The 23,064-nt window shown below is 65.7% G+C and carries 19 protein-coding genes; 8 read left to right on the top strand and 11 right to left on the bottom strand.

Annotated elements, in window-relative coordinates:
- Positions 1 to 3 precede the first annotated feature (3 nt).
- From AUR_RS16510 to AUR_RS16535, 6 genes are all read left to right on the top strand, one after another.
- On the top strand, positions 4 to 813 hold the full coding sequence (locus tag AUR_RS16510; RefSeq protein WP_082694444.1) for a metal-dependent hydrolase: 810 nt from the start codon (positions 4 to 6) through the stop codon (positions 811 to 813).
- A 125-nt stretch (positions 814 to 938) separates the two neighbouring features.
- Entirely contained in the window at positions 939 to 1,733 is a 795-nt protein-coding gene (locus tag AUR_RS16515; RefSeq protein WP_021471445.1) for a glycosyltransferase, read from the top strand.
- Positions 1,730 to 3,175, top strand: a complete 1,446-nt coding sequence (locus AUR_RS16520; RefSeq protein WP_062095766.1) for a glycosyltransferase family 4 protein — start codon at positions 1,730 to 1,732, stop codon at positions 3,173 to 3,175. The genes AUR_RS16515 and AUR_RS16520 overlap by 4 nt, the downstream gene beginning before the upstream one ends.
- Positions 3,165 to 6,248: an oligosaccharide flippase family protein gene (locus AUR_RS16525; protein WP_062095772.1), complete on the top strand. Its 3,084-nt coding sequence runs from the start codon at positions 3,165 to 3,167 to the stop codon at positions 6,246 to 6,248. The genes AUR_RS16520 and AUR_RS16525 overlap by 11 nt, the downstream gene beginning before the upstream one ends.
- Before the next feature lie 2 nt (positions 6,249 to 6,250).
- Entirely contained in the window at positions 6,251 to 7,390 is a 1,140-nt protein-coding gene (locus AUR_RS16530; RefSeq protein WP_062095774.1) for a glycosyltransferase family 4 protein, read from the top strand.
- Complete coding sequence (locus AUR_RS16535; RefSeq protein WP_241650943.1) at positions 7,391 to 8,206, top strand: PIG-L deacetylase family protein; 816 nt, start codon at positions 7,391 to 7,393, stop codon at positions 8,204 to 8,206. It begins immediately after the preceding gene.
- Positions 8,207 to 8,304: 98 nt separating this feature from the next.
- Here the strand turns inward: AUR_RS16535 and AUR_RS16540 are convergent, their stop codons facing one another.
- The 10 genes from AUR_RS16540 to AUR_RS16585 all read right to left on the bottom strand — a co-directional run bounded on the left by AUR_RS16540 (position 8,305) and on the right by AUR_RS16585 (position 19,322).
- Entirely contained in the window at positions 8,305 to 8,526 is a 222-nt protein-coding gene (locus AUR_RS16540) for a hypothetical protein (protein ID WP_021471440.1), read from the bottom strand.
- A gap of 53 nt (positions 8,527 to 8,579) precedes the next feature.
- Positions 8,580 to 9,260, bottom strand: a complete 681-nt coding sequence (deoC, locus tag AUR_RS16545) for a deoxyribose-phosphate aldolase (RefSeq protein ID WP_021471439.1) — start codon at positions 9,258 to 9,260, stop codon at positions 8,580 to 8,582.
- Positions 9,261 to 9,385: 125 nt separating this feature from the next.
- Complete coding sequence (locus tag AUR_RS16550) at positions 9,386 to 10,261, bottom strand: FAD-dependent oxidoreductase (protein WP_021471438.1); 876 nt, start codon at positions 10,259 to 10,261, stop codon at positions 9,386 to 9,388.
- 179 nt (positions 10,262 to 10,440) lie between these two features.
- Complete coding sequence (locus AUR_RS16555; RefSeq protein WP_062095776.1) at positions 10,441 to 11,787, bottom strand: patatin-like phospholipase family protein; 1,347 nt, start codon at positions 11,785 to 11,787, stop codon at positions 10,441 to 10,443.
- Positions 11,784 to 12,239: a hypothetical protein gene (locus AUR_RS16560; protein WP_241650944.1), complete on the bottom strand. Its 456-nt coding sequence runs from the start codon at positions 12,237 to 12,239 to the stop codon at positions 11,784 to 11,786. Before AUR_RS16560 ends, AUR_RS16555 begins: the two co-directional genes overlap by 4 nt.
- A complete protein-coding gene (locus AUR_RS16565) occupies positions 12,236 to 12,718 on the bottom strand; it encodes a DUF1772 domain-containing protein (RefSeq protein ID WP_062095778.1) in 483 nt (160 codons plus the stop codon). Before AUR_RS16565 ends, AUR_RS16560 begins: the two co-directional genes overlap by 4 nt.
- A complete protein-coding gene (locus tag AUR_RS16570) occupies positions 12,715 to 13,680 on the bottom strand; it encodes an acetoacetate decarboxylase family protein (RefSeq protein WP_082694446.1) in 966 nt (321 codons plus the stop codon). The genes AUR_RS16565 and AUR_RS16570 overlap by 4 nt, the downstream gene beginning before the upstream one ends.
- Complete coding sequence (locus tag AUR_RS16575; RefSeq protein ID WP_021471432.1) at positions 13,677 to 14,732, bottom strand: alpha/beta hydrolase; 1,056 nt, start codon at positions 14,730 to 14,732, stop codon at positions 13,677 to 13,679. Before AUR_RS16575 ends, AUR_RS16570 begins: the two co-directional genes overlap by 4 nt.
- Complete coding sequence (locus tag AUR_RS16580) at positions 14,729 to 16,735, bottom strand: hypothetical protein (protein ID WP_062095780.1); 2,007 nt, start codon at positions 16,733 to 16,735, stop codon at positions 14,729 to 14,731. The genes AUR_RS16575 and AUR_RS16580 overlap by 4 nt, the downstream gene beginning before the upstream one ends.
- A 7-nt stretch (positions 16,736 to 16,742) precedes the next feature.
- Positions 16,743 to 19,322, bottom strand: a complete 2,580-nt coding sequence (locus tag AUR_RS16585; protein WP_062095782.1) for a GMC oxidoreductase — start codon at positions 19,320 to 19,322, stop codon at positions 16,743 to 16,745.
- Between the two features lie 277 nt (positions 19,323 to 19,599).
- On the opposite strand from AUR_RS16585, the gene AUR_RS16590 reads away from it, so the two are divergent.
- Complete coding sequence (locus AUR_RS16590) at positions 19,600 to 20,376, top strand: SDR family oxidoreductase (RefSeq protein WP_062095784.1); 777 nt, start codon at positions 19,600 to 19,602, stop codon at positions 20,374 to 20,376.
- Positions 20,377 to 20,469: 93 nt separating this feature from the next.
- Here the strand turns inward: AUR_RS16590 and AUR_RS16595 are convergent, their stop codons facing one another.
- Entirely contained in the window at positions 20,470 to 21,477 is a 1,008-nt protein-coding gene (locus AUR_RS16595) for a LacI family DNA-binding transcriptional regulator (protein ID WP_062095786.1), read from the bottom strand.
- 138 nt (positions 21,478 to 21,615) lie between these two features.
- On the opposite strand from AUR_RS16595, the gene AUR_RS16600 reads away from it, so the two are divergent.
- On the top strand, positions 21,616 to 23,064 hold the full coding sequence (locus tag AUR_RS16600) for a sugar porter family MFS transporter (RefSeq protein WP_021471427.1): 1,449 nt from the start codon (positions 21,616 to 21,618) through the stop codon (positions 23,062 to 23,064).

Here is a 23,064-nt window from a genome sequence, read left to right on the forward strand (position 1 = left end):
TCAATGATGGGAGGACACCACGCCGCGTCGGGAGCCGCGGCGTGGATCGCTATTGCCTCGACCGGGCCGTACGCACTGGGCTGGTATCCGCTGGATTCCACCGGCATCCTCATCGGGGCCATGGCGACGGCGGGAACAGCACTCGTGTGCGACTGGGACCACCGGCACAGCACCATTGCAAACTCGCTGCCCCCGGTCTCCAACGTGATCGCCGTGGGCATCGAGAAGGCCAGCGGCGGGCACCGCCAGGGGACGCACTCGCTGCTGGGAGCCTCCGCCTTCGTGGTGCTGGCCGCAATGGCCGCCCAGTTCCAGATGGTCACGCCGGTGGGGAAGTTGTCCGTGGGCGCAGGACTCCTGTGCATGTTCATGATCAACCTCGCGGCCAAGGCCCTGAAGCTGTTTCCCAAGTCCGGCTGGATCACCAACTGGATCTTCGCCCTTGTCATGGCCGGATTGGTGACGTGGTTCGCTCCGGACCAGTGGGGTTGGCTTCCTTTGTCCATGCTGACGGGCGTGGTGGTCCACATCGTGGGGGACATGATCACTGTGGGCGGTGTGCCCCTCTTATGGCCCATCGTCATCAAGCCGCCTAAGTTCCTCCGCAAGTCGGCCATCAAGGGGATCTGGCGGCCGAACGGCGCGTTTTCCCTGCCCTTGCTCGGCCGCGCGGGATCCCGTCGCGAGTGGCTGGTGCTGATCCCGGTGAGCGGCTACGCCATGGTGGGAATGGCCGTCTCCGCCTGGACCCTTGCCCGGCAGCACTGGCCCGGAATGGTGGCTGCTTTGGGCGGTGCACTGCAGCTTCCTTGAGCTCCCTGTTGGTCCATTGCTTGAAACGTCCATCAAATTCGCGTCATGACTCATGGCCTCCCTCCACATCCAAACGGGCGCCTTTGCCCCGGTAAGACTTTGGTTTGGGGAACTTGGAGGTTCACATGGATTTGTTCCGTTCGCACGGCATCCATTCAGGCAGCAAGGAAAGTGAGGCACAGCGACGCACCCAATCGTTGCGGCGCTCACACGTTGACCTTGAGGTAATTATTCCGGCGTACAACGAGGCTTCGAGGATGCCCGGCACGCTGCGACAGACAGCCGACTTCCTCGCCGCGCAGCCGTGGTCTTCGCGGATTGTGGTGGTGGACAACGCCAGCGTGGACGAAACGGGGCCGGTGGTCCGGAAACTGTCCAGGGAAGCGGGAAGCCCGGTGCCGATCTCGGTGATCGGCTGTGCCCGCCGTGGCAAGGGCGCTGCCGTCCGTCGGGGGCTCCTGAGCGGGACCTCGCGGTTCACTGGTTTCTTCGACGCCGACATGGCCACTCCCGTGGAGACCCTGGCTGCTGCCATGTCCCACCTGCAGCATGGAGCCGCAGCCGTGATCGCGTCGCGGCATGCGCCCGGCGCCACTCTTGTCCGGCCCCAACAGTTGGGCCGGCGCCTTGGCGGCAGGGCGTTCAGGGCGTTGACCAGGACAAAGGTCAAGGGCATCGCGGACACACAGTGCGGCTTCAAGTTCTTCGAACGTGATGCGCTCACCGCTGCCATGGTGCAGTGCCGGGCAACAGGCTTCGCCTTCGACGTCGAGCTGCTTCTCAGGCTTCAACTCCAGGACGCACCGATTGTTGAACTGCCGGTCGCATGGACGGATGGCGCATCGTCGTCCTTCCGGCCCCTCCATGACGGTGTAGCCAGTTTCGCCGCCGTCTTCCAGCTCCCAAAGTCAACGCCGTGACCGCGGTACTGACGCACGAAACCGCCGTCGCGCGGCTCGCTGGAAAACACGTGCTGGTCCTCAACTGGCGCGACGTGTTGCACTCACAGGCCGGCGGGGCAGAGCAATACATGCACGAGATTTCCCGGAGGTGGGTTGAGCACGGAATCAAGGTCACCTGGTTCACCGGCCGGGATACCGGACAGGCCGCAGCTGACGTCATCGACGGCGTCCGGGTCCTGCGTGCCGGCGGGCCCCTGGCCATCTATGCCCGGTCAGCACTCAAGCTTCTGAGGTCAGGCGAAACGTTCGATGCAATTGTTGACTGCCAGAACGGAATCCCCTTCTTCTCTCCGTTGTTCGTACCGGCTGATACCCCGATCGTCCAACTGATCCACCACGTCCATCAGGAGCAGTTCGCCACGAGGTTCGCTCCTCCGCTGGCAGCCCTTGGCCGCTTCTTGGAGAACAGCGGTGCGAAGGCGGTCTACGGTCAGAGGGCCATTGCGGCAGTGTCGGTGTCCACGCGGCTGGAGCTGCGCAAGCTTGGCTTCACCGGTCCCGTGCATGTGGTCCCGAACGGCACCATCGACGTGCCCGCAAGGCCGGGGCCCAGGGATCCGGAACCAACCATTGGCGTCGTCAGCCGGTTGGTTCCCCACAAGCGGCTGGACTTGTTGCTGGGGCAGTTCGCGGTTGCGGCACGGAGTATTCCGAATCTGCGCCTGGAAATCGTGGGAGACGGTCCGGAGAAGCCCCGTTTGCAGCAGTTGGCCATGGACCTCGGACTGGACCACGCAGTGACGTTTCACGGATACCAGCCAAACGAAGTCCGCGACGATCTCTTGAACCGCGCCTGGCTCACAACATCGACCTCCGCTTCCGAAGGTTGGGGATGCTCGGTAGTGGAGGCCGCAGCGTGGGGCGTCCCCTGCCTGGCATTGCAGGTCCCGGGAATCCGGGACTCAGTGGTGGGTGGGCGGACGGGCTGGTTCGTGGACACACCCACGGAACTTGGCGCTGCCATGGTTTCCGCGTTGGAGGCTTTGGCTGATGCGGACATCGCAGAAGCCATATCTGCCCAGTGCCAGGAGTGGGCCCGGTGCTTCACCTGGGACCGCTCCTCGGAATTGCTGGCCGGAGTCCTGCTGGAGGAGACCCTGCGCCGCCGGGGCGTTGATGGCTATGCCAGCGTTTCGGACATGTCCACCGTGGCACGCTTCGAACTTCCCGCGGGAGTGGATCTCGGAAGCATACGGAGCGTCCTCAGGCCCACGGATGAAGTGCGGGAGACCGAGGGCGACGTGGAAGTGCTCATCAAAGGGCGCGATGAATTCGAGGCGTTCGCTGCCTTGAAAAGCGTGGGTGTGATTGCCGCGGAGGTGCGGCCGGCAGGGAGGAGCAGCCTCCTCGCCGGACCGGGCAACGGGTTCACTCCTGCCGACGCTGTTCATGACCTATAGCGGGACACGCTCCGGCACCGCGCCGGCAAACCGAAGCCGTGCCAAAGCCGGCCAGGCAAGCAAAGTAGCGGAGAACAGCGGCATCCTGGCGGTCTCGGCGGGACTGGTGGGGGTAGTGAGCTACGTCTGCACGCTCCTCATGGCCAACATGCTTGAGACCACCGACTACACGCACTTCGCCGCAGCCGCGATGCTCATGGGCATCGTGGGAATTGTGGCCTCGGCGTTGGTTCCGTTGCCGCTGTCCCACATCGTGGCGGTCCATCCTGCGGGTTCGGAGGAGCGCAGGGACGGGATAGCCTTCGCGGTTTTCGTTTCGTGGGCGGCGGGCGCGGCTTCGGCGCTGCTCACAGGCGGGTTGGCGCTCGTTTTCGCAGGTCCGGACCTGGCGGCAGCTGTGGCGTTGGGCTCCTTGGGGATCTTCGTCGTCACGGCGCATGCCGGCTGGCTTCAGGGCGAGCTGAGATTTCCGTGGTATTCCCTGACCACCATCGTCGAGGTGTTTGTTCGGCTGCTCTTCAGCCTGGTGGTCATCGCCCTTGCCTGGGGCGCGGGGGGAGCAGTGGCTGGATTTGCGGTGGGCTCCCTGGTGCAGTTTGCCGTGCCGCGGTCCTTCTACCGGGATCTGACGTGGCGTCCGGGAGTGCTTCGGGAGAAGTGGCGCTGGGCTGAAACCAGCGACATCGCCTCGGTCCTGTGTGTCGTGTCCGTCCTGGTGGGCATCGACGTCGTCGTGGTCGGTTTCCTGGGCGGCGGCTCCGCGGAAGCGGCAGGCTTCCAAGCGTTGGCCACCATCGCAAAAGGACCTGTTTATGTGGCCGCGGGGACCGCGCTGGTTGCCTTTCCCTTGCTTCGCAGTCCGGGAGCAAATGTCCGCAAGGTCCTTGCAGAAGCTTTTGTCTCCTTCGGGCAGCTCGGGACGGTGGCTTTTGCCGTCATTGCCACGGCGCCACCGATGATGTCAGGGCTCATTGTTCCGCAGAAATACCACGGATCCCTGGGGCTCCTGCCGTGGCTGGCTGCGGCCGGCCTGGGCTATGCGGTCCTGATGGTCCTCACCACGGTCCTCCTGGCCCTGCGCGCCTACCGCCGCTGCCAACTGGGCCTCGCCATTGCCTCCGTCCTGGTGCTGGGTGGCTTGTGGGCGGGCTGGGAGCTCGATGGCGTGCGGGGCATGGCCATTGGTTGTGGCGTAGGTGCCGTGGCTGCGGCTTTGGCGCTGGCTGTCATTGCCCGGCCGGTTCTGGCCGTCCATGCCTCCTCCGGTTCGGGGCGGTCCGGCGTCGCGTGGGCGGCGGGCGTCCTGGCCCTTCTGGTGGTCCTCGGTGTGGCCGCCTGGCTGCAGCCTGTTGTGTGGTTGTTGCTGGCCGGCGTCGGCGGAACAGGAGTCCTTGCCCATCAACGGGGGCTTCTGCCCACGCGCAACGACCTCCGGATATTACGACGGCGGCGGGCCGCGGGCCGGCGGTCCAAGCTCGTGGGCCGGCGGTCCAAGCTCGTGGGCCGGAGGTCCAAGCCGCAGACACTTTCGCCTGGCCGGCTGGCCCGCATCGGAGCCCGCCTCTCCTCCAACGCGGCCGCCTCGTTCGTGCTGGTGACCGCGGCAGGATTCGGCGTGCGCGCCCTCGGCCTGGAGCGGGGCTTTGAACTCTGGGTTGACGAAATGCTGTACGTCAGGCTCGGCGAATCGGTGGGCGCGGGAGAATTTCCGACGTTGCCTGACGGTCCGTTCTTCCTGCACCCTCCAGGCTACTTCCTGCTCGAAGCCGGCGTTCTCAAGGTGTTCGGCCTGTCCGGAGACATCATCCCGATGACCCTCCAGCTTCGCTGGCTCAACGCTGTCCTGGGAGCCGTCACTGTGGGTTTGGGCTACCTGCTGATCCGCAAACTGGCCGGCTTGGCCGCCGCGTGGCTGACTGCGGTGATTTTGTCCTTCGAGCCGTTTATCCTTCGCAACAACAGCCATGCTTTCCTGGAGACCTCGGCCATGGTGCCGGCGCTGGCCGGGATGGTGCTCCTGGTGGGCAGCCGGGAGGGGGAAGGCCGTCTGCGTTCCTGTGCGAGGTTGGCAGGGGCCGGCTTACTGCTGGGGTACTCGGTGGTGTGCAAGGACTTCTTCCTCATTTGCACTATCGCTACCGTGCTTGCGGCCCTGGCGTGGAAGAAGACGCTCCCATGGCGTCAAGGGCTTGTGGTCACTGGCTTCGGCATTGTTCCCTACGCCGTCTACCTGCTGGTGGTGACTGTCCATGGACACTTCCCTGCGTGGCAGTGGGCCAAGAGCCATGGAGTTGTGCGCATGTCCGGGGTGGAGAAGTCCACCGGGTTCACCGCGGAGGGGTCACCGAGCATTGTCTCCCGGCTGGTGGAGCAGGTAGGGCAATTCGGTACCAGCTATCTCCTCCTGGTGTTGTGCCCCGTTGCTGGATTGCTGCTGTGCTTCAGCATCCACGCCGGACGGCGGCTGATGGGGCTGGCGGGCCTGGCACTTGGCGCCGCGGGTACCTACAGCGCTTTGTTCGGCACCTTTGAGGAACAGTACGGGTACGGCGTCATGGTGGTTGGCGCACTGTGCGCCGTCCTGTTCGTGGTGGAGCTCAGGGAGAGGTTTCCGGGCACCCGCAAGGCGCTGGCCGTGATCGCGGTGATCCACGTGGTGCTCACGGTGGCGCTGGGACTGCGGACCGCCCTGACCCAGGACAACGGATTTGTCCGCGCCGATGAGTGGATCCAGGCCAACCTCCCAGTCGACGCGCGGATCAGCGTCACCAACAGCACGGGGCACTTCGCCTACATGCACGATCCCCGTTTTGGCATCTGGCCGGATGCGCCGTTGATGGAACAGAACGGCGTGAGCTATGTCCTCACCCAATCGAAACCAACGAGGCAGGGCTACGGATACGCCAATCCCGCCATGCTCGCCTGGTTGGAGGAACACGCAACGCCCATGGTCACCACGGCCGGCCCCACCAACGGCGAAACCACCGTCTGGTACGTGGATCCGGCCAAACGTCAGGCAGCAGCCGCTGCCAACGTAGGGGTGCCCTCCAAGAGCTACGGGACAGAAAGGTAATCATGAGAGTTTTGCATCTGGGGTTCGAGGACCCCCGCATGCCCGGGGCAGGCGGCGGATCCGTCAGGACCCATGAAATCAACCGGCGCCTTGCCGCCCGGGGATTCGACGTTACTGTGCTGACCACCCGGTATCCCGGGTGGCAGGAACGGGTCCAGGACGGCGTCCGCTATGTGCCCATCGGCCTTGGCAGTGGTGGCACCAGGCTCACCAGGCTGGTGGCGTACGTGCTGCGGTTGCCCTTCGAAGTGCGGCGGCGCCGGGTGGCGGCCGATCTGGTGGTGGAGGATTTTTTCGCACCCTTCTCCACCATGGCTGCGCCGCTCTGGACCAAACTTCCCACTATCGGCGTTGTCCAATGGCTGCATGCCAGGGACAAAGCACGGCAATACAAACTGCCCCTGCACTGGGTGGAAAGGTGGGGCGTTCGCAAGCACCGGAGGCTCATTGCAGTGTCCCGCGGAATCGCAGACAACCTTGCTGCACTGAATCCGGCCATCCATGTGGACGTGATCGGAAACGGCGTGGATCCTGCGGCGTGGAAAGCAACGCCCCACAAGGGCCAAAATGTCCTCTTCGTCGGGCGCCTGGAACTCGGCCACAAAGGTTTGGACCTGCTGATGGCGGCCTGGGCCAAGTGCTGCGCGGACGTGGACGGGATGCTCCTCGTTGCCGGCACGGGCCCGGACGAAGCAAAGCTGCGTGCGCTCATCCGCGACGCCGGTCTCTCAGAGCGCGTGCAGTTGCTCGGGTGGCTCTCCGGGGAGGAGAAGTTCCGCGCTTTCAGCGAGGCGCGCCTGGTGTTGGTGCCTTCGCGGCACGAGACCTTTGGACTCGTGGCCATCGATGCCCTGGCGACGGGCACGCCGGTGATTGCCTTCGACATCCCGTGCCTGCGGGAGATCGTCCCGCCAGGGGTGGGGTGGCTGGTCGAGCCGTTCGACGTCGGCGCGTTCGCAGACGAGATAACGCGCCGGTACGCACAACCCGGCTTGGAAGCCGTGGCTGAGGAAGGACGGAAGTTCGCGGCCGGCTACAACTGGGATGCGCTCGCGGACCGCCAGGCCGAGGCTTACCATGCCGCCTTGGAGGCACTTTCCGCAACAACCGGTCGGCAGGACAGTGCCGCTGAAAGGGATTAGATGACACAGCAAAAACGGGTTGAACGCTCCATGGCAGGAAACGCGCCTTGGCTTGTGCTGTCGCCCCATCTTGATGATGCAGTGCTCTCCTGCGGTGCGCTGCTCGAGGCCCAAGCGCAAAAGCGCACCATCGTGGTGGCCACCGTGTTCACGGAGGAGGGTTCCCCGCCGCACACTCGCGCGGCGCGATCGTTCCTGAGCCAGTGCTGCATCACCGACGCCGGGGAGCTCTTTGAAGCCCGCAAGGCCGAGGACAGGGCCGTGCTGGCTGCCATGGGTGTCCAGTACCTGCACCTGGGAGAGGTGGATGCCCTCTTCCGGAAGCGCGAACCACTCCGCCATCGCAGGCCGTTCCTTAAGCAGGGGCTCGTGGACAAGGTCTGGAGCAAGCTGCCTCCTGAACTGACGCACCGCTACCCGACCTACCGGTTCGATATCGCTTTGGGAAGAGTGGCGCCGGGCGACCAAGCGCTCATTGGGAAACTGAGGGACAAAGTTGCCGGGCTCATGGCCAGCACCCAGGCTGAATTGCTTTTTTGTCCGGTGGGAGTGGGACGGCACGTTGACCATCTGATCACGCGGGAGGCGGCAGCAGGGCACCCGGACAACGTCGTCCTGTACTCGGACTTCCCTTATAACGTGGCAACACCACCGGATGCGGCCTTGCTGGAGCGGCAGGGCTACCGATCCTGGACGTGGGAGGCCGGCGCTGCCTCCAAGCTTTCGCGCATACGGGAATATGCCACCCAGGCAGATGCCCTGTTCCCGAGCGGCGTGATTCCCGTCAAAGGGGAAACGTATTTCGCTGCGGACTGATCCCGTGGGGCCGCTGAAACAGCAAGGATTCTGAAACAGCAAAGCCCGGGCGAATCCGCCCGGGCCTTGCTGTTGTACGTCTTGCCGTTGTACGAAGTTTAGTTTTCGCCTGCCGAGTCCGAACGGCCGAGGATGGTCTGCGGGATCCAGAACGCGAGGGCGAAGAGACCCAGGCACACGGCCATCGGCCACGGGTTGTCCAGCGTCAGGAAGGACAGCGAGTAGATTGCGCCGAGGAACAGGACGATGATCACCAGGAACAGGACAATGCTGGTGCCCAGGTTGTTCTCTTTTTCAATCGGGGCAGTGTTCTTGGACATTCATTCCTCCTCGGCCCCGCAGGGCTCAAATTCCGTGGCGGCTTCCGGAAGCCTTAGTAGTCGGATGAACCCTGTTCACCCTTGACGATGGCAATCCCGGAGCTCGCTCCGATACGTGTTGCACCAGCAGCTATCATAGCCTGTGCGTCGGCCAGGGAGCGCACTCCGCCCGAGGCCTTGACGCCGAGATCCGGGCCCACGGCCTTGCGCATCAGGGCGACGTCCTCTGCGGTGGCGCCTCCGCCGTTGAAACCGGTGGACGTCTTGACGAAGTCGGCGCCCGCCTCCACGGCAGCCTCGCAGGCAATGACCTTCTGCTCGTCGCTCAGCAAGGAAGTTTCAATAATGACCTTCAGGATGGCCTCGCCTCCGTGGACGGCCTCGGCAACCTTGGCGATGTCTTCCACCAGGGCGCCTTTGTCATTGGCACGCGCGGCGGCAATGTTGATCACCATGTCCACCTCGTCCGCTCCGTCCAGCACCGCGCCGCGGGCTTCGAACGCTTTGACGTCGCTGGGCGTGGCACCGAGCGGGAAGCCCACCACGGAGCATGTCAGCACTCCCGAACCCTTGAGGGCGTTCTTGACGGTCTTGACCCAGACCGGGTTGACGCAGACGGACTTGAATTTGTACTCGACGGCCTCAGCGCACACCTTCAGGACGTCCGCCTCGCTGGCCTCGGGCTTCAGCAGCGTGTGGTCGATGTAGGAGGCAATGCCGGCTTCAGTGCTCATGGGATCCTTCCGTGCCGGGCGTGGCCGGCCCGGTGGCCGCAGGGTTGTCACTGCCCGTCAAAGGACCATCTTGCCATAAGTGCCGTGGCCCGATCGGAGGTTGCACGGCCCGATCAAGTGGTTGTTCACGCTGCTTCCCGGGTGTCCTCCGCGTTCCCGAAAGCGGCCGCCGGGGCACCTGAAAGAATCCCCGCGGCACACAGCATTGCTGAGGATTCGGCCGACAGGAGCAGCCCCAGCCGCAGGCCGTCGCAGGAAGCTGCGTCGCCGATCGCCCAAATGCCGGGAACCGAGGTGGCGAGGTCGCGCCCGACTGCGATGCCGCCGTCGGAGGCTATCCGGAGGCCCGCCGTCAGGGCGAGTTCGGTGCGGGCGATCCGGTCTTCGGCAAGGACCACGAGGTCGCCGTTCATGCTGCTGCCGTCCTCGAACAGGATGCCGGCGGCCGGCAGCGGGGAACCGGCCAGGGAAGGTACGACGGCGGCCGGGCGCAGCGTGGTGCGGACGGGACGGACTCCGCGGGCCCGGAGGACCGCCTCGGCTTGTCCGGCAGCGGGTCCGGTACCTACCAATATCCCCAAAGGCCGGTGACCGACCACGCGCGTGGCGTCCTTGATGGCTTCCCCGATGGGGCCGGCATCGTCGATTGTGGAGTAGCTCAGGCCGCAGTAGGCGCCCGTGACTGGCGGCAGCAAGGGAGCTGAGCCGGTGGCGATGACCAGTTGGTCGTAGGCGAACTCCATGCCGTCCACGGTGGTGACTGCCTTGGCTTCAGCATCGATGTAGCTTGCCGCCTGGCCGAAGCGGACGGACACGCGGGGGAGTCCGGCCAGTTCAAGGAGTTCCTGCGGGCATTCATCACGGTTGCTCAGGACCGTGATGGTGCCGTCGAAGAGGCGTTGGCCCTGCGGCCGGGGTCCTTTGCCCGCCAGCCGCCGAACCAAAGCCTGGGCGGCCGGACCTGCGCCTGCGATGACGATGTGCCGGGAAGAGGAGGACATGGTGGGCCCTTTCGCTGTGACCTGCCTGGTGCTTGTGTACATCAGCCTAGGAGCCGGGTTTTTCGGGGGTGTTTCCCCGCTGTTGCCATTGGAGGCGCGTTTGTAGCGCGGCGTTTACCAGCCGGTAATAAGCTGGATCACACTCTCGCTTGCGGGGGTGATGTGACCAAAGCTGCAGGTCAGTAGCGGTGGAGCAGTTCCCGGAGTCCGTTTGCGGCGAATCCCGCGGCGGCCCCGGCCCGGTCAATAAAGCCGTGGGCGCCTACCGGTTCAACGGAGGCCAGGAGTCCGGCCGCGTCCGCCAACGTCATCCGCACGTCGGTGCGCGTATCCCCGAGGGCCAGTTCTGCGCGGCGCGAGTCCATCCAGGCGTCCGGCCCGGGGTCGTCGTGGAGGGTCCGGGTCACGCTCAGTTCCTGCCAGGAACCGCCCAGCCGGACCTTTCCGCGGTAGGTCACCTGGTCGCCGTCGGACTCCACCCGCCCGTCTGCCACGAACACACGGCCGCCAACCCCCGCATGGTCGACGTAGCCGGTGAATCGGGGCGGCCCTGCGACGGCAGCGGTAGGGAGTACCACGGTGGCCCGGAACGTCAGTGGGCTGCCGCCGATGTCTCCCCGCAGGGTGTCGTTGAAGCGGACTCCGGGGGGCGGTTCCGTCATGGCAGTACAGCCGGCGTCCTTGGCCACGCCCTCCGGTTGCAGGGAATCGAGGTAGCTGCGGGCGTCGCGGTACCCCATGCCGATCAACGTCCCGGCGTCCACCCGGTTCAGGTAGAACTCGGGATCCAGGGGAAGCGGGTGTTCGGGTTTGATGACGTGCAGCACGAAGTGCCGGCCCGTCGCCGCGGCCGCCTCGAAGTCCGCCAGCAGCGCGCCCATGGCACTCATTTCGATCATGTGGACGTACTGTTCCAGCGGACCGTCACCCCAATACGGGGAGTTGCCGATGCACCAGATGAGCCACACTTCATCGGCGCCCCGCCGGAGTGCCTCGGCGACGTTTGCGTCCCGGACCCAGACGGCGTCGGTCCAGATCCTGCCGTCGCGGCGCAGGGGAGTGAGGAAGATCGGCAGGGACATGCCCGCAGCCATCAGTTCGGCGTCGATGTCCTTGGCATCGATTGCGTGGCACCGCTTCTCGGTGAATTCCACAACGTTGAAGGAACCCTCGACGGCGTCCGGCGCAGTTGCGTGCCGGCGCACGGCATCGGCGTCGACGCCCAGGGCAGGGAACACTTTGTTGAGGATGCCGTCGGCGTCGCCGATGGCGGGCAGCGACCACGGACCCTTAAGGTAGTCGCCCACGGGCAGTGCGGAGCCGAAGTCCTTGACGTCAACGTCCAGCCACCGCCGGCACATGTCCTCCGGAGATACGCCGGAGAGCAGCATCCCGGCAGTGAGGATACCCCCGGACGTTCCATCCACGTGATGGAAATCGATCCCTTCCTCGGCCAGTGCCCTGACCACTCCGGCCTGCCATGCAACGCGCATCCCGCCGCCCGCCAATACCAAGGACCGCTTCATGGCGTGAGTCCCGCCGGGGCCGCGGCACCGAGCCGCCGCCAGTAGATGAAGAGGAGCACCGCCGTCGCGAGGTCGAAGAAGGCAACCAGCAGGGCCACGGGCGAGAAGACGCCGTTGAGGACCCCGATCCCTACGGCTCCGAAGGCCCCGGTCTTCTGCACGCCGGACCACAGGACCACCTCGGGAGAGGGCACTGTGTTGAGCAGGGTGTGAAGGAGAAGCCCGCCCACTACCACCATGAACATGCCCACCGTGCCAAAGAGCTGCCGGGTTTCCGGAGTCGAGTCCGCGCCGAGCAACTGCAGCAGGGGGCCTCCGAAGGGCACTTCCACCACGCCCGTCACCACCGTGATGATCGCGATGAGGGCCAGCACGGCCCGGAGGGGATCGGCCGTTGCCCAGGCCACGGTCCCCGGCGGGTGTGGCTTGCGGGACTCAGCGTGGGCGCTCACCCGAACGACTCCAGCAGCCGGCCCCGGTCAACGAGGAGCCACACCATGGCAGCCCACGTCAGCGTGGAGACGTAGAAACGAATGTCATTGAGCATCATCCACCGTTTGAGGAGCGAGCGCAGTTCGGCGTCGTCCTTGAAGTCGCCGCCGCGGATCCGGACGTTGATGGGAATGATGATTCCCTGTCCCACCCAGGTCAACACGATGATGCCAAGCAGGCAGATGATGGCCGGAACAACCCGGATGGTGCCCCACTCGGACCAGACGAGGATGCCGCCGGAAATGAACATGACGGGCACAACCACGGTGAAGAACTTGGTGGCGGCACGGGTGGGAATCCCGAAGTGCATGTCCACGTTGTCCCGCGCGAGTGAACGCCACGTGGGGTAAAGGAAGAACTTGAGGACCCACATGGTGCCCACGTACATGGTGGCGCCGAACAGGAAGTACAGGGCGTTGATGAGCAGCAGCCAGTTCATGGGGTACCGCCCTGGGTGTTGGCCGCAGCGCCCGGCACCCGGCTGCGGTCAGGCGGTGCCAGCCACTCCTGGCCCTGCCCGAGGTTCACCACGCTGTCCAGCATCTCTCCGCCCCGCAGGCCCGCAGCGCCGGCCTCGGTGGGCGCCGTCAGGAACCAGGCCTCATAGTGGTCGTCCAGGACGCCGTGTGCCGTGGGCAGCCATGCGGTGAAGATCGGTTTCGCCTCCGGCTCCAGGTTCTTCAAAGGTGCGACGCCGGGCGCATCGCCAAGGATGAGGCGCGCCTTGGCTTGTGCCCCCAAAGCGATGTCGCCCGTGGCTTCAAAGTAGATGTCCGATTTCCAGAGCATGTTCCGGAACGCGCAGTAGTTGGACGCTGCGAGTTTCAACGGGATGCCCAGCGGGTCCGGGCGGTCGATTTCGATGTAGCAACCGAGCTTGCCGTCCTTGTCGTACTGGGCGGAGACCGTGGAATCGGTCACCACGAAGTCAAGGTTCGCCTGGTGTTTGGGCATGCCCCAGATGCCCTTGCCGCCCTTGACGGAGATTTCGGTGCTGACGGGAAGGTCCACCACGAACTGGCCAAGCTTGAACGTCTTCTGGAAGAGCAAGGGAAGCAGCGGTGGCGCAGGTCCCAGGCCGTGGGTAATGGCGATGGCCAGGGAATACTCGATGTACTTGCCGATGTCCGTGGACCTGTAATTGACCACCGTGACCACCAGCAAGCCCTTGCCGCCCAGGCTGAATGGCCGCAGCTCAGGTCCGGGAAGGATGGCGGCTGCAGCCTTCTTGTTGATGGGGAAAGCCGCCATGAGGACCGGTGAATCGTCGGAGTTGACGGGCATGACGTACTTGATACCGTCCGCCAGGGCGTGTTGGCCACGCAACCGCTCCTGGCGGCGCGGTACGGGGGAGGGCATGACCTTGAGCAGTGGGGTGATCAGCTCGGTGAGGGTTTTCATGGCTTGAGCTCCTGGTGTCCGTTCAGCTCGTCGATGATGATGGGGAAAGTGTCCTGCCAGGCGTGTTCGCCGAAGAAGACGTCCAAGTGCCCGTAGCCGGGGATGAGGTGCAGGGAGTCCTTGCCCGGGCGGTGCTTTCGGAAGAACTCGTAGCTGCGCTGCTGGCTCTCGGGCAGGAAACACAGGTTGTCCAGTCCGGCGATGAACGCGAACCGTGCATCCGTCTGCGGGGCCTCGGCCACGTAGTCCTTCGGCAGTTCCGGATGGTTGCCCGCCGCCACCATGTGCCCTGCCCGGATGCTGCGGCCCATCTCCTCGAAGAACGTCACCGGCACTTCGGCGAACTCGCCGCTGAGCCACTGGTGCGTTGCGTCGTCGAGGTTTTCATGGGCCCACAGGGCCGGGCGTCCGCTGCCGTAGGTGAAGCTGACCATCTTGCACACGGTGTTGTCGCACTCGTGGTGCGTGGCCTTGACCAGGCCGCGGATGGCCCGGGTGAAGTAGCCCTGCGACTTGTAGCCCCAAGCCGGTGAAAGATACGGGGTGAAGAGTTTCACCACGGGCGTGAGGTAGTCGATCTTCAAGCGCGAGAAGGCGGGGACCACAGGGTGCAGCGAGACCGCGTTGGAGACAATCGTGTCCACTTGCGGCAGCAAGCCGGCAACCGCGGACATCGTGAAGGACGTGGAGCCCTGGCAGTGGATCACTGCCTTCATGGTGTCGGCGCCGGTCTCCCGGAGCACGTACTCGACGGCGGCCGGGTGGTCATTGACTGCGGCGTCAGCGAGCGTCCAGGACAGCGGCTCCAGGTCGATCGAGGCGCGCCAGTTCAGCATCCAAACATCCCAGCCGTCCTCCAGGAGCACGTCAACGATGGTGGTGCGGATGGGCGGCCGGAAAAGTTCGGCCCTGACGCCGGAACCATGGACCAGCAGCACAGGGCCCTTGGCGGGTTCGGCCGGTGACGTGACGTGGACCAGGCTCAGGGGAGTGTTGTCCCGGGCGCGGAACGGGATCACCTCGGTCCGGTGCGCGGCGCGGGTGATGGTCATGGCGTGGTTCCCTTCCGTGCGATGGTGATTGGTTCTTCAAGAAGCCGCACGGCCGGCAAGCCGGACTCCGGAACCAGCCGCGCGCCGTCGTCGTTGTCTGCCAGCCGCCAGTCGCGGCAGATGATGTCCACCACCAGCGGGTAGACGGTGAGGTTGCCGTCGGTGCCCAGGTGAATGCGGAGGAAGCCTTTGTGGTCCTCGATCGACTGCCCGGACATCTTCCACGAGTCCACTTCGCCGCTGGACGTGGCCAGGATGAACAGCGCGAACGCCTCACTCCCCAGCACCCACCCGCCGCCGTGCACCAGGGCCAGCGCCACGAGGACCACCAGGATGTCCGGCCAGTGGCGCGGCCACGGGATGAGGATCACGACGGCGGCACCCACCGCAAGCGCGGACAGTTGGTACAGCGTGCCGCGGGCAAAAACGACGATGCCGGCTGTGGCTATCCCCAGTGCCCGTGCCAGCAGGGAGATCACCAGCAGGAGGGCCGGCATGGCGAGGACCAGCACGGTGATGGTCAGGGGCAGGTTTCCGGTGGTTGCCCCGCGCAGGGCGTCCACGAAGGACTCGCCTTGGAACGCGCTGAACACGGTCCAGGCGGTGAGTGCGGCCACGACGTGCACGGCTCCCATGGAAACGCCGAAGCCGGGGTTGCGTACGGGAAGCCACGACGGCGAGAACGGGTTGGCCAGCCGCGGGCCCAGGAGGTGGGACTCGGATTGGTCGGGGTAGATGGTGGGGGCGCGGGTGAAGCGGCGAACGGCAGGTGGAGGGTTGGCGCCGGAGGTTTCTCCTGCCCCTGCCGGTGCGGGGAGGAGCAGCTCCTTCGGGAGCCAGTGGGCGTCCGAAAGGTAGGCGCCGCCGAGGCCGCACGTGATCATCTGGGTCATGGCGGCACCGGTGTTGGGGGTGTTTGGCTCGGGGTTGGTTTCTTCGTAGCGGGAGTAGTGGTGGAGGTCCCCCGTGAGCCACAAGCGGACACTGGCCCCGGTGGGTTCGAACAAGCCCGTCTCCGGGTTGAACCGTCGCCGCAGGTAGTCCTGTTCGAAGAAGTCGGCCTGGCGGAACTCGTTCGGCTTTTCCCCGGTGCGGTCAGCGTCGGCGTCCACCCAGACGGGGGCGGCAACGCACAGGATGATCGCGTCCCCGGGCTGCAGTTGGAGGGTGACATTGCGGTAGAAGTAGTCCAGCTGGGGCTCATCGATGTACTGGCCCAACTGGCTGTCCAGGCCCAGCAGCCACCAGCCGGGGGTGCCCTTACGGCCGGGGCCGGGCCCTTCCCCTGTCAGCCGGACGGCGAAGTAGCTTCGGCTTTGGATGGTCCGCCACGCGCCGATGTTCCGTTGCCGGGTGAACGTCCGGATGAACGAGGTCAGGCCGTCGTACCAGTCGTGGTTGCCGGGGAGCGCGAGCATCACAGGGATCTGCGCGCTTTCTCCCGGGGTAGGGTTGCCGCCGTTAGGGGTGCCCGCCGGGGACCGCGAGGCCGGGAACGCGGTGCGGTACGGCCCCACCATGCGGTTCTCATAGGCTGACGGGGATGCCACGGGGTACACCTCGTCGCCGCCCAGCACCAGCACCCGGCCGCGGGGAAGCTCGTGGCCGTCCACCCTGAGTGATTCCTGTGCCAGGAGCGAGGCCACAGTGTAGGTGGCGTCGAAGCCGTCGCCGAGGTCGGCAGTGAAGTCGAGCCAGAGCTCACCGGGCGTGGAACGCGGGCCCTCAGTGGGGGTGCCGGCGCCCATCCCGGGGGGCGGTATAGCCCGGCTGGTGACAGGCGGCTGGGCCGGTTGGCCCGGCACGGGAAGCTTGTCCAATCGCAGCGGATCGTCCGGGAAGCTGCCTTCGAGCTCGCGTTTGTCGCCGAAGTCCGCGAACACGGTGGCCGCCATGACCTTCAATGCCGTCCGCGCCAGGGACATGGGGGAGAGCCAGCGAACAGCCGGCTGCGGGGTAAATCCCAGCAGCGCCCGGTGCTTCCCGAGCTCCCGGCTTTTCATCGCGGGGTCATCGTCCTGGCCGCTTCGAGGGGCCGGTTTGGCCCCGGAAAGGGAAGGGCACCCGCCTGATCCCGAGGCCGTACACCCGCCAGAGCTCGCCCCCAAAGAGCTTCATGAACGCTGCCAGGCCCGCGGCCGGTGCGGGGCCTTCCGCCCGGAACGTGGTGAGCTGTTTGGCGAAGTCCAGGGGGCGGATATACAGGATGCCCGCACCGGAGGGTTCCGGTGCCTCCTGTGTGCCGTCCGCTGGTGGTACGTGGCCACGGAGGATCGTGGCATAGAGGATGGTGGTGTCCGGCCAGAGATCGAAGCCGGCCTCGTTATGGATCTGCTTGTACCCGGTGAAGGTGAAAGGCGTACCGCCGGGATCCCGCAGCCACAGCCGGTACAGCATGCGGCGCGCCGGACGCCCATCGGTGGATCCATCCTCGACGAACAGGTTGAACCAGCCCTTTTCCACCGGCATCCGGCCGCCGAAGTAATCGGCCAGCACATATCCCTCCGCTTTTGCCGGATGGTTTGGATCGGCCACGAAGGCGTCAATGTCCTCGGCGGTAATGGTTAGCTCGAACATGATCCTGCGGTTGCGGTCCCGGCCCAGGCTCCGGCCTTTCTCCGGGTCTGTTACGCCGGGGCTGAACCAGCCGTGCATCTGCTCGGTGAAACGCACGGACGTGAAAAGCCCGGCACTCGCTGCGCCCGGCGTCAGCCCACGGCTACGCGTCCGGGAAGTGGCGGCGCCCGCCGGTTGCTCCTGGCGCGCGCCCTTGCCCTTGGTAGCGTCCGGCGCCAGGGCGCGTGGAGCCAGCGCATCGACGTCGACGACGGCGCCCGCGGCTTCCTGCCCGACGGTCGCGTTTGCGGGGCTCCCGGCAGCATCCACCGGGCCGCCGGCAGCATCAGAGGGCACGATCCCCCGATGGGCCGGGGCGTTCACGATCCGGGCGCACGCCCTCTCGGCGAAGGCGGCAATGGTCAGTGACGGGTTGGCGCCCACGGGCCCGGGCATCGCGGCGCCGTCCACGACGAACAGGCCAGGGTAGCCGAAGACCTCCCCGTACGAATCGCACACGCCCTCTCCGGGGTGCCTGCCCGCGGGGGCCCCGCCGATGGGATGGACGGTGATGACCCGTTTGGCCCACCAGAGCGGGTTGTCCACGAAGTCCCCGTCCAGGTCCCCGGCAATGGCGGACATCGTGGCCCGCACCCGGCCGAAGTACTCCTTAGACGTGGACATGGTCCAGGACACGGCGAGCCGTCCGTCCCGGAGCGTCAGCACGCCGTCGGGAACGTCCCGGCCCATGCCCAGCAGCGGGACCGAACTCGAGGACAACCTTCCATCGCCGAGGGCAGCGGCCAGGTCGGCCGACACGTTGGACCGCCCTGCGTCAAAGAGCCGGTCCGTGAGCAATCGCGCGGCAACTTTGGCCGTGCGCTTGACGGTGGTGCGAAGCTGCGCGGTTTCCATGAGCCAGTTGATGAATGCCGGATACCCGGCGTCTTCCACGTAGTAACCGCGGCCGTCGCCGTCGTCGTCATTGCTGTCCGGCACCCGGATCGCAGTGGTGATGACCGGACCCCGGCTGCCGGTGAGGGTGCGGACGCCCGGAGGCATGCCGTTTTCCCCGGGCGTCTTCGCGCCCATAACGAACGTCAGGAGGTCGCCGTTGCCGCTGAACCGGGTGCCCAGGGCGTCGCTGAGGGCCGGCAGCGAACCCCGGTTGCGGAGGAGCAGGAAGTTGCTGCCGAACGTGCCGGCACCAAGCAGGAGCCTGCGGCAGTGGATGATGTGTTCGTCCAGCAGCCCTCCCTGGTTGTCCGGGTGGTGGATGACATAGCGGACTTCATAGCCTCCGCCGTTCAAGGGCCTGATGCCCCGAACGTCGTGGAACGTCCGGACGTCGGCGCCCTTCGCGGCCGCGGCCGACAGGTAGTTGTGGTCCAACGTGTTCTTGGCGCCGGAGTTGCAGCCGATGTCGCACTCGCCGCTGAGGGTGCACGTGGTCCGGACGGTGTCCGGGCCGTGGATGCTTCCGTACTCCGGGAGGCGAAGCGGCCGGTTGGTCCGGGGTTCCTCGTTGGGTCCGGTGGCGAAGGTGATGGCGATGGGAGGCCTGCTGATGGACAACCCGAGGTTGGCCGCCGTCTTTTCCATGGCGAGTGTCTTGAGGGTGTCGTTGTAGGGGTAGGGCACGGGGCGGAGCATGTCCTCGGCGAGCTTGTAGTAAGGATCAAGGTCCGCCCGCGTGAACGGCCAGTTTTCGTAGCCGCCGCCCGGAATGGGGGATTCGTTGACGAACCATTTCTCGTCCTTGCGCAGCAGCACGTTGGCGTAAATCAGGGAGCCGCCGCCGAGCCCGCTGGATACCAGCCCCTCCGTGCCGCGGAAGGTCCATGCGTCGAACAGGCCGTAAAGGCCGCGGTCCGGATCCCAGAAGTTCCGGCCCATCTCCGACGGCGAACGCGCGAAGCTGCCCGGCGGGTAGGGCTTGCCGCGTTCCATGAGCACCACGGATTGTCCGGCCTCGGCCAGGCGAAGGGCTGCCACGGAACCGCCGAAACCGGACCCGACCACTACTGCGTCCACCGTTTCCGGTGGGGCACCCCGCCGTGGTGTATCGACGGCGGGCTGTGGACCCGGGTTCCCAGTGTTCGTGTTCCCCAGCCGAACCATGGCCGTTCCCCTCAAACGAGAGCTGACCTGGAGTTACCCGAACGTGCCCCGGGTGATGCCTCCGCGGATTATGGCCCTTATGTTCCCACCGGTCCGGGTATCTGTCCATGCTGTGGAGTAACCCGGTTTTTCTGCCTGTGCACCGGTCCCGTTGGCCGAACAAAGCCCGCAAGGGACGTAGGGTCGGATCATGAGCCCCGACAATCCTGCAAAGGTCGCCGTCATCACCGGCGTCGGAAGACGGCGTTCCATCGGAGCTGCCTTGGCCACGGGGCTTGCCATGGACGGCTGGAACCTGGTCATTAACCATTGGAAGCCTTACGACGACCGGCTCGGCCTCGAAGCGTCCCCGGACGATGCCGACGCTATAGCTGCCGAATGCCGCGAACGTGGCGCCGGCGTCGTACTTGTTCCCGGCGATCTCAGCGATCCCGGGTTCCCCGCCGAACTGATCGCGGCAGGGCGGTCGCTTGGACAGGTGAGCGGCCTGGTGATGTCCCATTGCGAGTCCGTGGACAGCAGCATCCTCACGACGTCCGTAGAGAGCTGGGACCGCCACTTCGCCGTGAACGCGCGTGCCACATGGCTCCTTATCAAGGCGCTCGCGGAGCAACTGCCCGCCGTCCCTCCGGGCGAGGTAGGAGGCAGGATCGTGGCGCTCACCAGCGACCACACCGTCAACAACCTGCCGTACGGGGCGAGCAAAGGCGCGCTGGACCGGATCGTGACGGCAGCCGCCGTCGAGCTTTCCGGGCTCGGCGTCCGGGCCAACGTCATCAACCCCGGCCCCATCGATACCGGCTGGATGGACGAGTCTGTCCGCTCCTGGACGACGGCGGCCACCCCGGCCGGGCGCCTCGGCACGTCTGCAGACACTGCGGCGTTGGTGCGGTTCCTCTTCTCGGATGCTGGCTCGTGGATCAACGGGCAGGTGCTGCACAGCAACGGCGGATTCAACGTCTCCTGATCCGCCGTCGGATTCGCGGGAACGCTGCCCGTTCGCCGTAGGCTTCCCTGCGACCGGGCACTGTTCCAGCGACGTCGGCGAAGTCGGCGAGGCTCACGCGGGACGCGCCGTCGAGCTCCGTACCACCAGGCGGGGAGTGAAACGGCGGTCGGCAGCCGGTGCCTCGGGGTTGCGGAGGCGTTCCAGGGCAACCTGGCCTGCGGCTTCCCCGAGCCGGGCGGCGTGGAGGTCCACGGAGGTCAGGTCGATGCCGTGCAGCCCCGCGGTCCGTGAATTGTCATAGCCAATGAGGGACAAATCCCGGGGGATCGACAGGCCCATGGCATAGGCAGCTTCCCGGGTACCGAGTGCCAGTTGGTCGTTGTGGCAGAAAATCGCGGTGGGCCGGTCGGCCTGCCCCAAAAGGCGTGCTGCGGCCCGGTGCCCGGATTCCTGCGTGAAATCGTCCGCGCACAGTGTTTGCGGCACGAGGCCGGCCCGGCGCATTGCCTGCTCATAGGATCGGCGGCGAACCACGTGCCCGTCATGGGCGGGGCCCGCCAAGTGGGCTATCCGTGTGTGTCCCAGCGTCAACAGATGCTCCACCGCGGCGCGTGCACCGAAGGAGTCATCGGAGTAGACACTGTCCACGCCGGCCACCGGGCGGGTAACGCTGACCAGCGGCACCGAGGCGGCCATTTCGTGGACGGCCTCGTCCGGATCCAGCAGTGTGGCGGCGATGATGATTCCCACCCGGGCTTCGATCAACGACTCCACGGCACCGCGGTCCTCGCCGTCAACGGAGCGCGAGACGCTGAGGATCAGCCGGTTGGGCTCCTGGGAGAGCGCTGTGCGGACGCCGCTGAGGATATCGGCGTAGATTTCATTGCGGATGTCCAGGAGGTAAAGCCCGACGGCGGAGCGGTGTTTGCGCGCGAGGTCGGCGGCCACTGCGTTGGGCCGGTACCCCAGACGTTTGGCGGCGGCGAAGATGGCCTGCTTGGTTTCATCGCTCACTCCGGGCGCGCCGCGGAAGGCAAATGAAACGAGCGTGCGGGATACCCCAACCTCGCGTGCGACATCGCTTTGCGTGGCCGGACGTGGAGGACGGTCGGAAGCCATGGCTTCATCCTGCCATGGACACAAAACCGAACAATTAAAGTCATTTGTTAGTTTGACCTTACATTTAGGCCTTTCGCGCGTTAGTCTTGTTCCAGAGCGGGTGGGTATGACCCGCAACACACTGACAAAGGAGTCCTGATGTCTGCTACGCAAACGCAGCGGGAGAGTGCGCATAATGCGGTGTTGCCTCCGCTGACGAACGGCCCACACCGTAAGCGGTTGGGCCTGGTAGCCCTGGTCGCCACGTTCGGCGGCCTTCTGTTCGGTTACGACACCGGCGTGATCAACGGCGCCCTCCGGCCAATGACGGTGGACCTTTCCCTGACGCCGCTGACGGAAGGAATCGTCACCAGCTCGCTGCTCTTCGGCGCGGCCGCAGGAGCGGTGGCGGGCGGAAGGCTTTCCGACGGCTGGGGCCGCAGGAAGACCATCATCCTGCTGGCCATCCTTTTCTTCCTCGGAACGCTGGCGTGCGTCTTTGCTCCGAGCTTCGAAGTCATGGTCCTGGGCCGCATCATCCTTGGCCTCGCCGTTGGCGGCGCGTCCACCGTGGTTCCCGTGTTCCTCGCCGAGCTGGCACCGTACGAGATCCGCGGGTCCCTGGCCGGCCGCAACGAGCTCATGATCGTCATCGGCCAGCTCGCCGCGTTCGTGGTCAACGCCATCATCGGCAACATCTGGGGCGAATTCGGCGGGGTGTGGCGCATTATGCTCGCCGTTGCCGCCCTGCCGGCCATTGCCTTGTTCTTCGGCATGCTGCGGATGCCCGAATCGCCCCGCTGGCTCATCTCCAAGGGCCGGTCCGCCGAGGCCCTTGCCGTCCTGAAGACCATCCGCTCCGAAGACCGCGCCGAGGCCGAGATGGCCGACGTCAAGCACCTGGCCGATGAAGAGAAGGCTTCGAAGGCCACTTCGTGGGCGGCCTTGAAGGACAAGTGGATCCTGCGCATCATCCTGGTAGGCATCGGCCTGGGCGTCGCACAGCAGCTGACCGGTATCAACTCGATCATGTACTACGGACAGTCCGTGCTCGTGGAAGCCGGCTTCGACTCCAGCGCCGCACTGATCGCCAATATCGCGCCCGGCGTGATCGCCGTCGTCGGTGGTGTCATCGCCCTGACGTTGATGCAGCGCATCAACCGCCGCACCACGCTGTTGCTCGGTTTCACGCTCACCACCATCTGCCACTTCCTGATTGGCATAGCGTCGATCGTCCTTCCGGTCGGCAACGAGGCGCGGCCGTTCGTGATCCTCTTCCTGGTGGTGGCGTTCGTCGGTTCGATGCAGACCTTCCTCAACATCGCGGTGTGGGTGATGCTCTCCGAGATCTTCCCGCTGCATGTCCGCGGCTTTGCGATCGGACTTTCGGTGTTCTGCCTCTGGATCGCCAACGCGCTCCTGGGCCTGTTCTTCCCCACGCTCGTGGCCGGAGTAGGCATCACGGGAACGTTCTTCCTGTTCGGCGTGGTGGGCATCGCGGCCCTCATCTTCATCTACACGCAGGTTCCGGAAACCCGCGGCCGCACGCTTGAAGCACTTGAGGAAGATGTCACCACGGGCGCCATCTACCTGGTGCACAAGAAGTAG

Source organism: Paenarthrobacter ureafaciens (genome assembly GCF_004028095.1).
Lineage (GTDB): Bacteria > Actinomycetota > Actinomycetes > Actinomycetales > Micrococcaceae > Arthrobacter > Arthrobacter ureafaciens.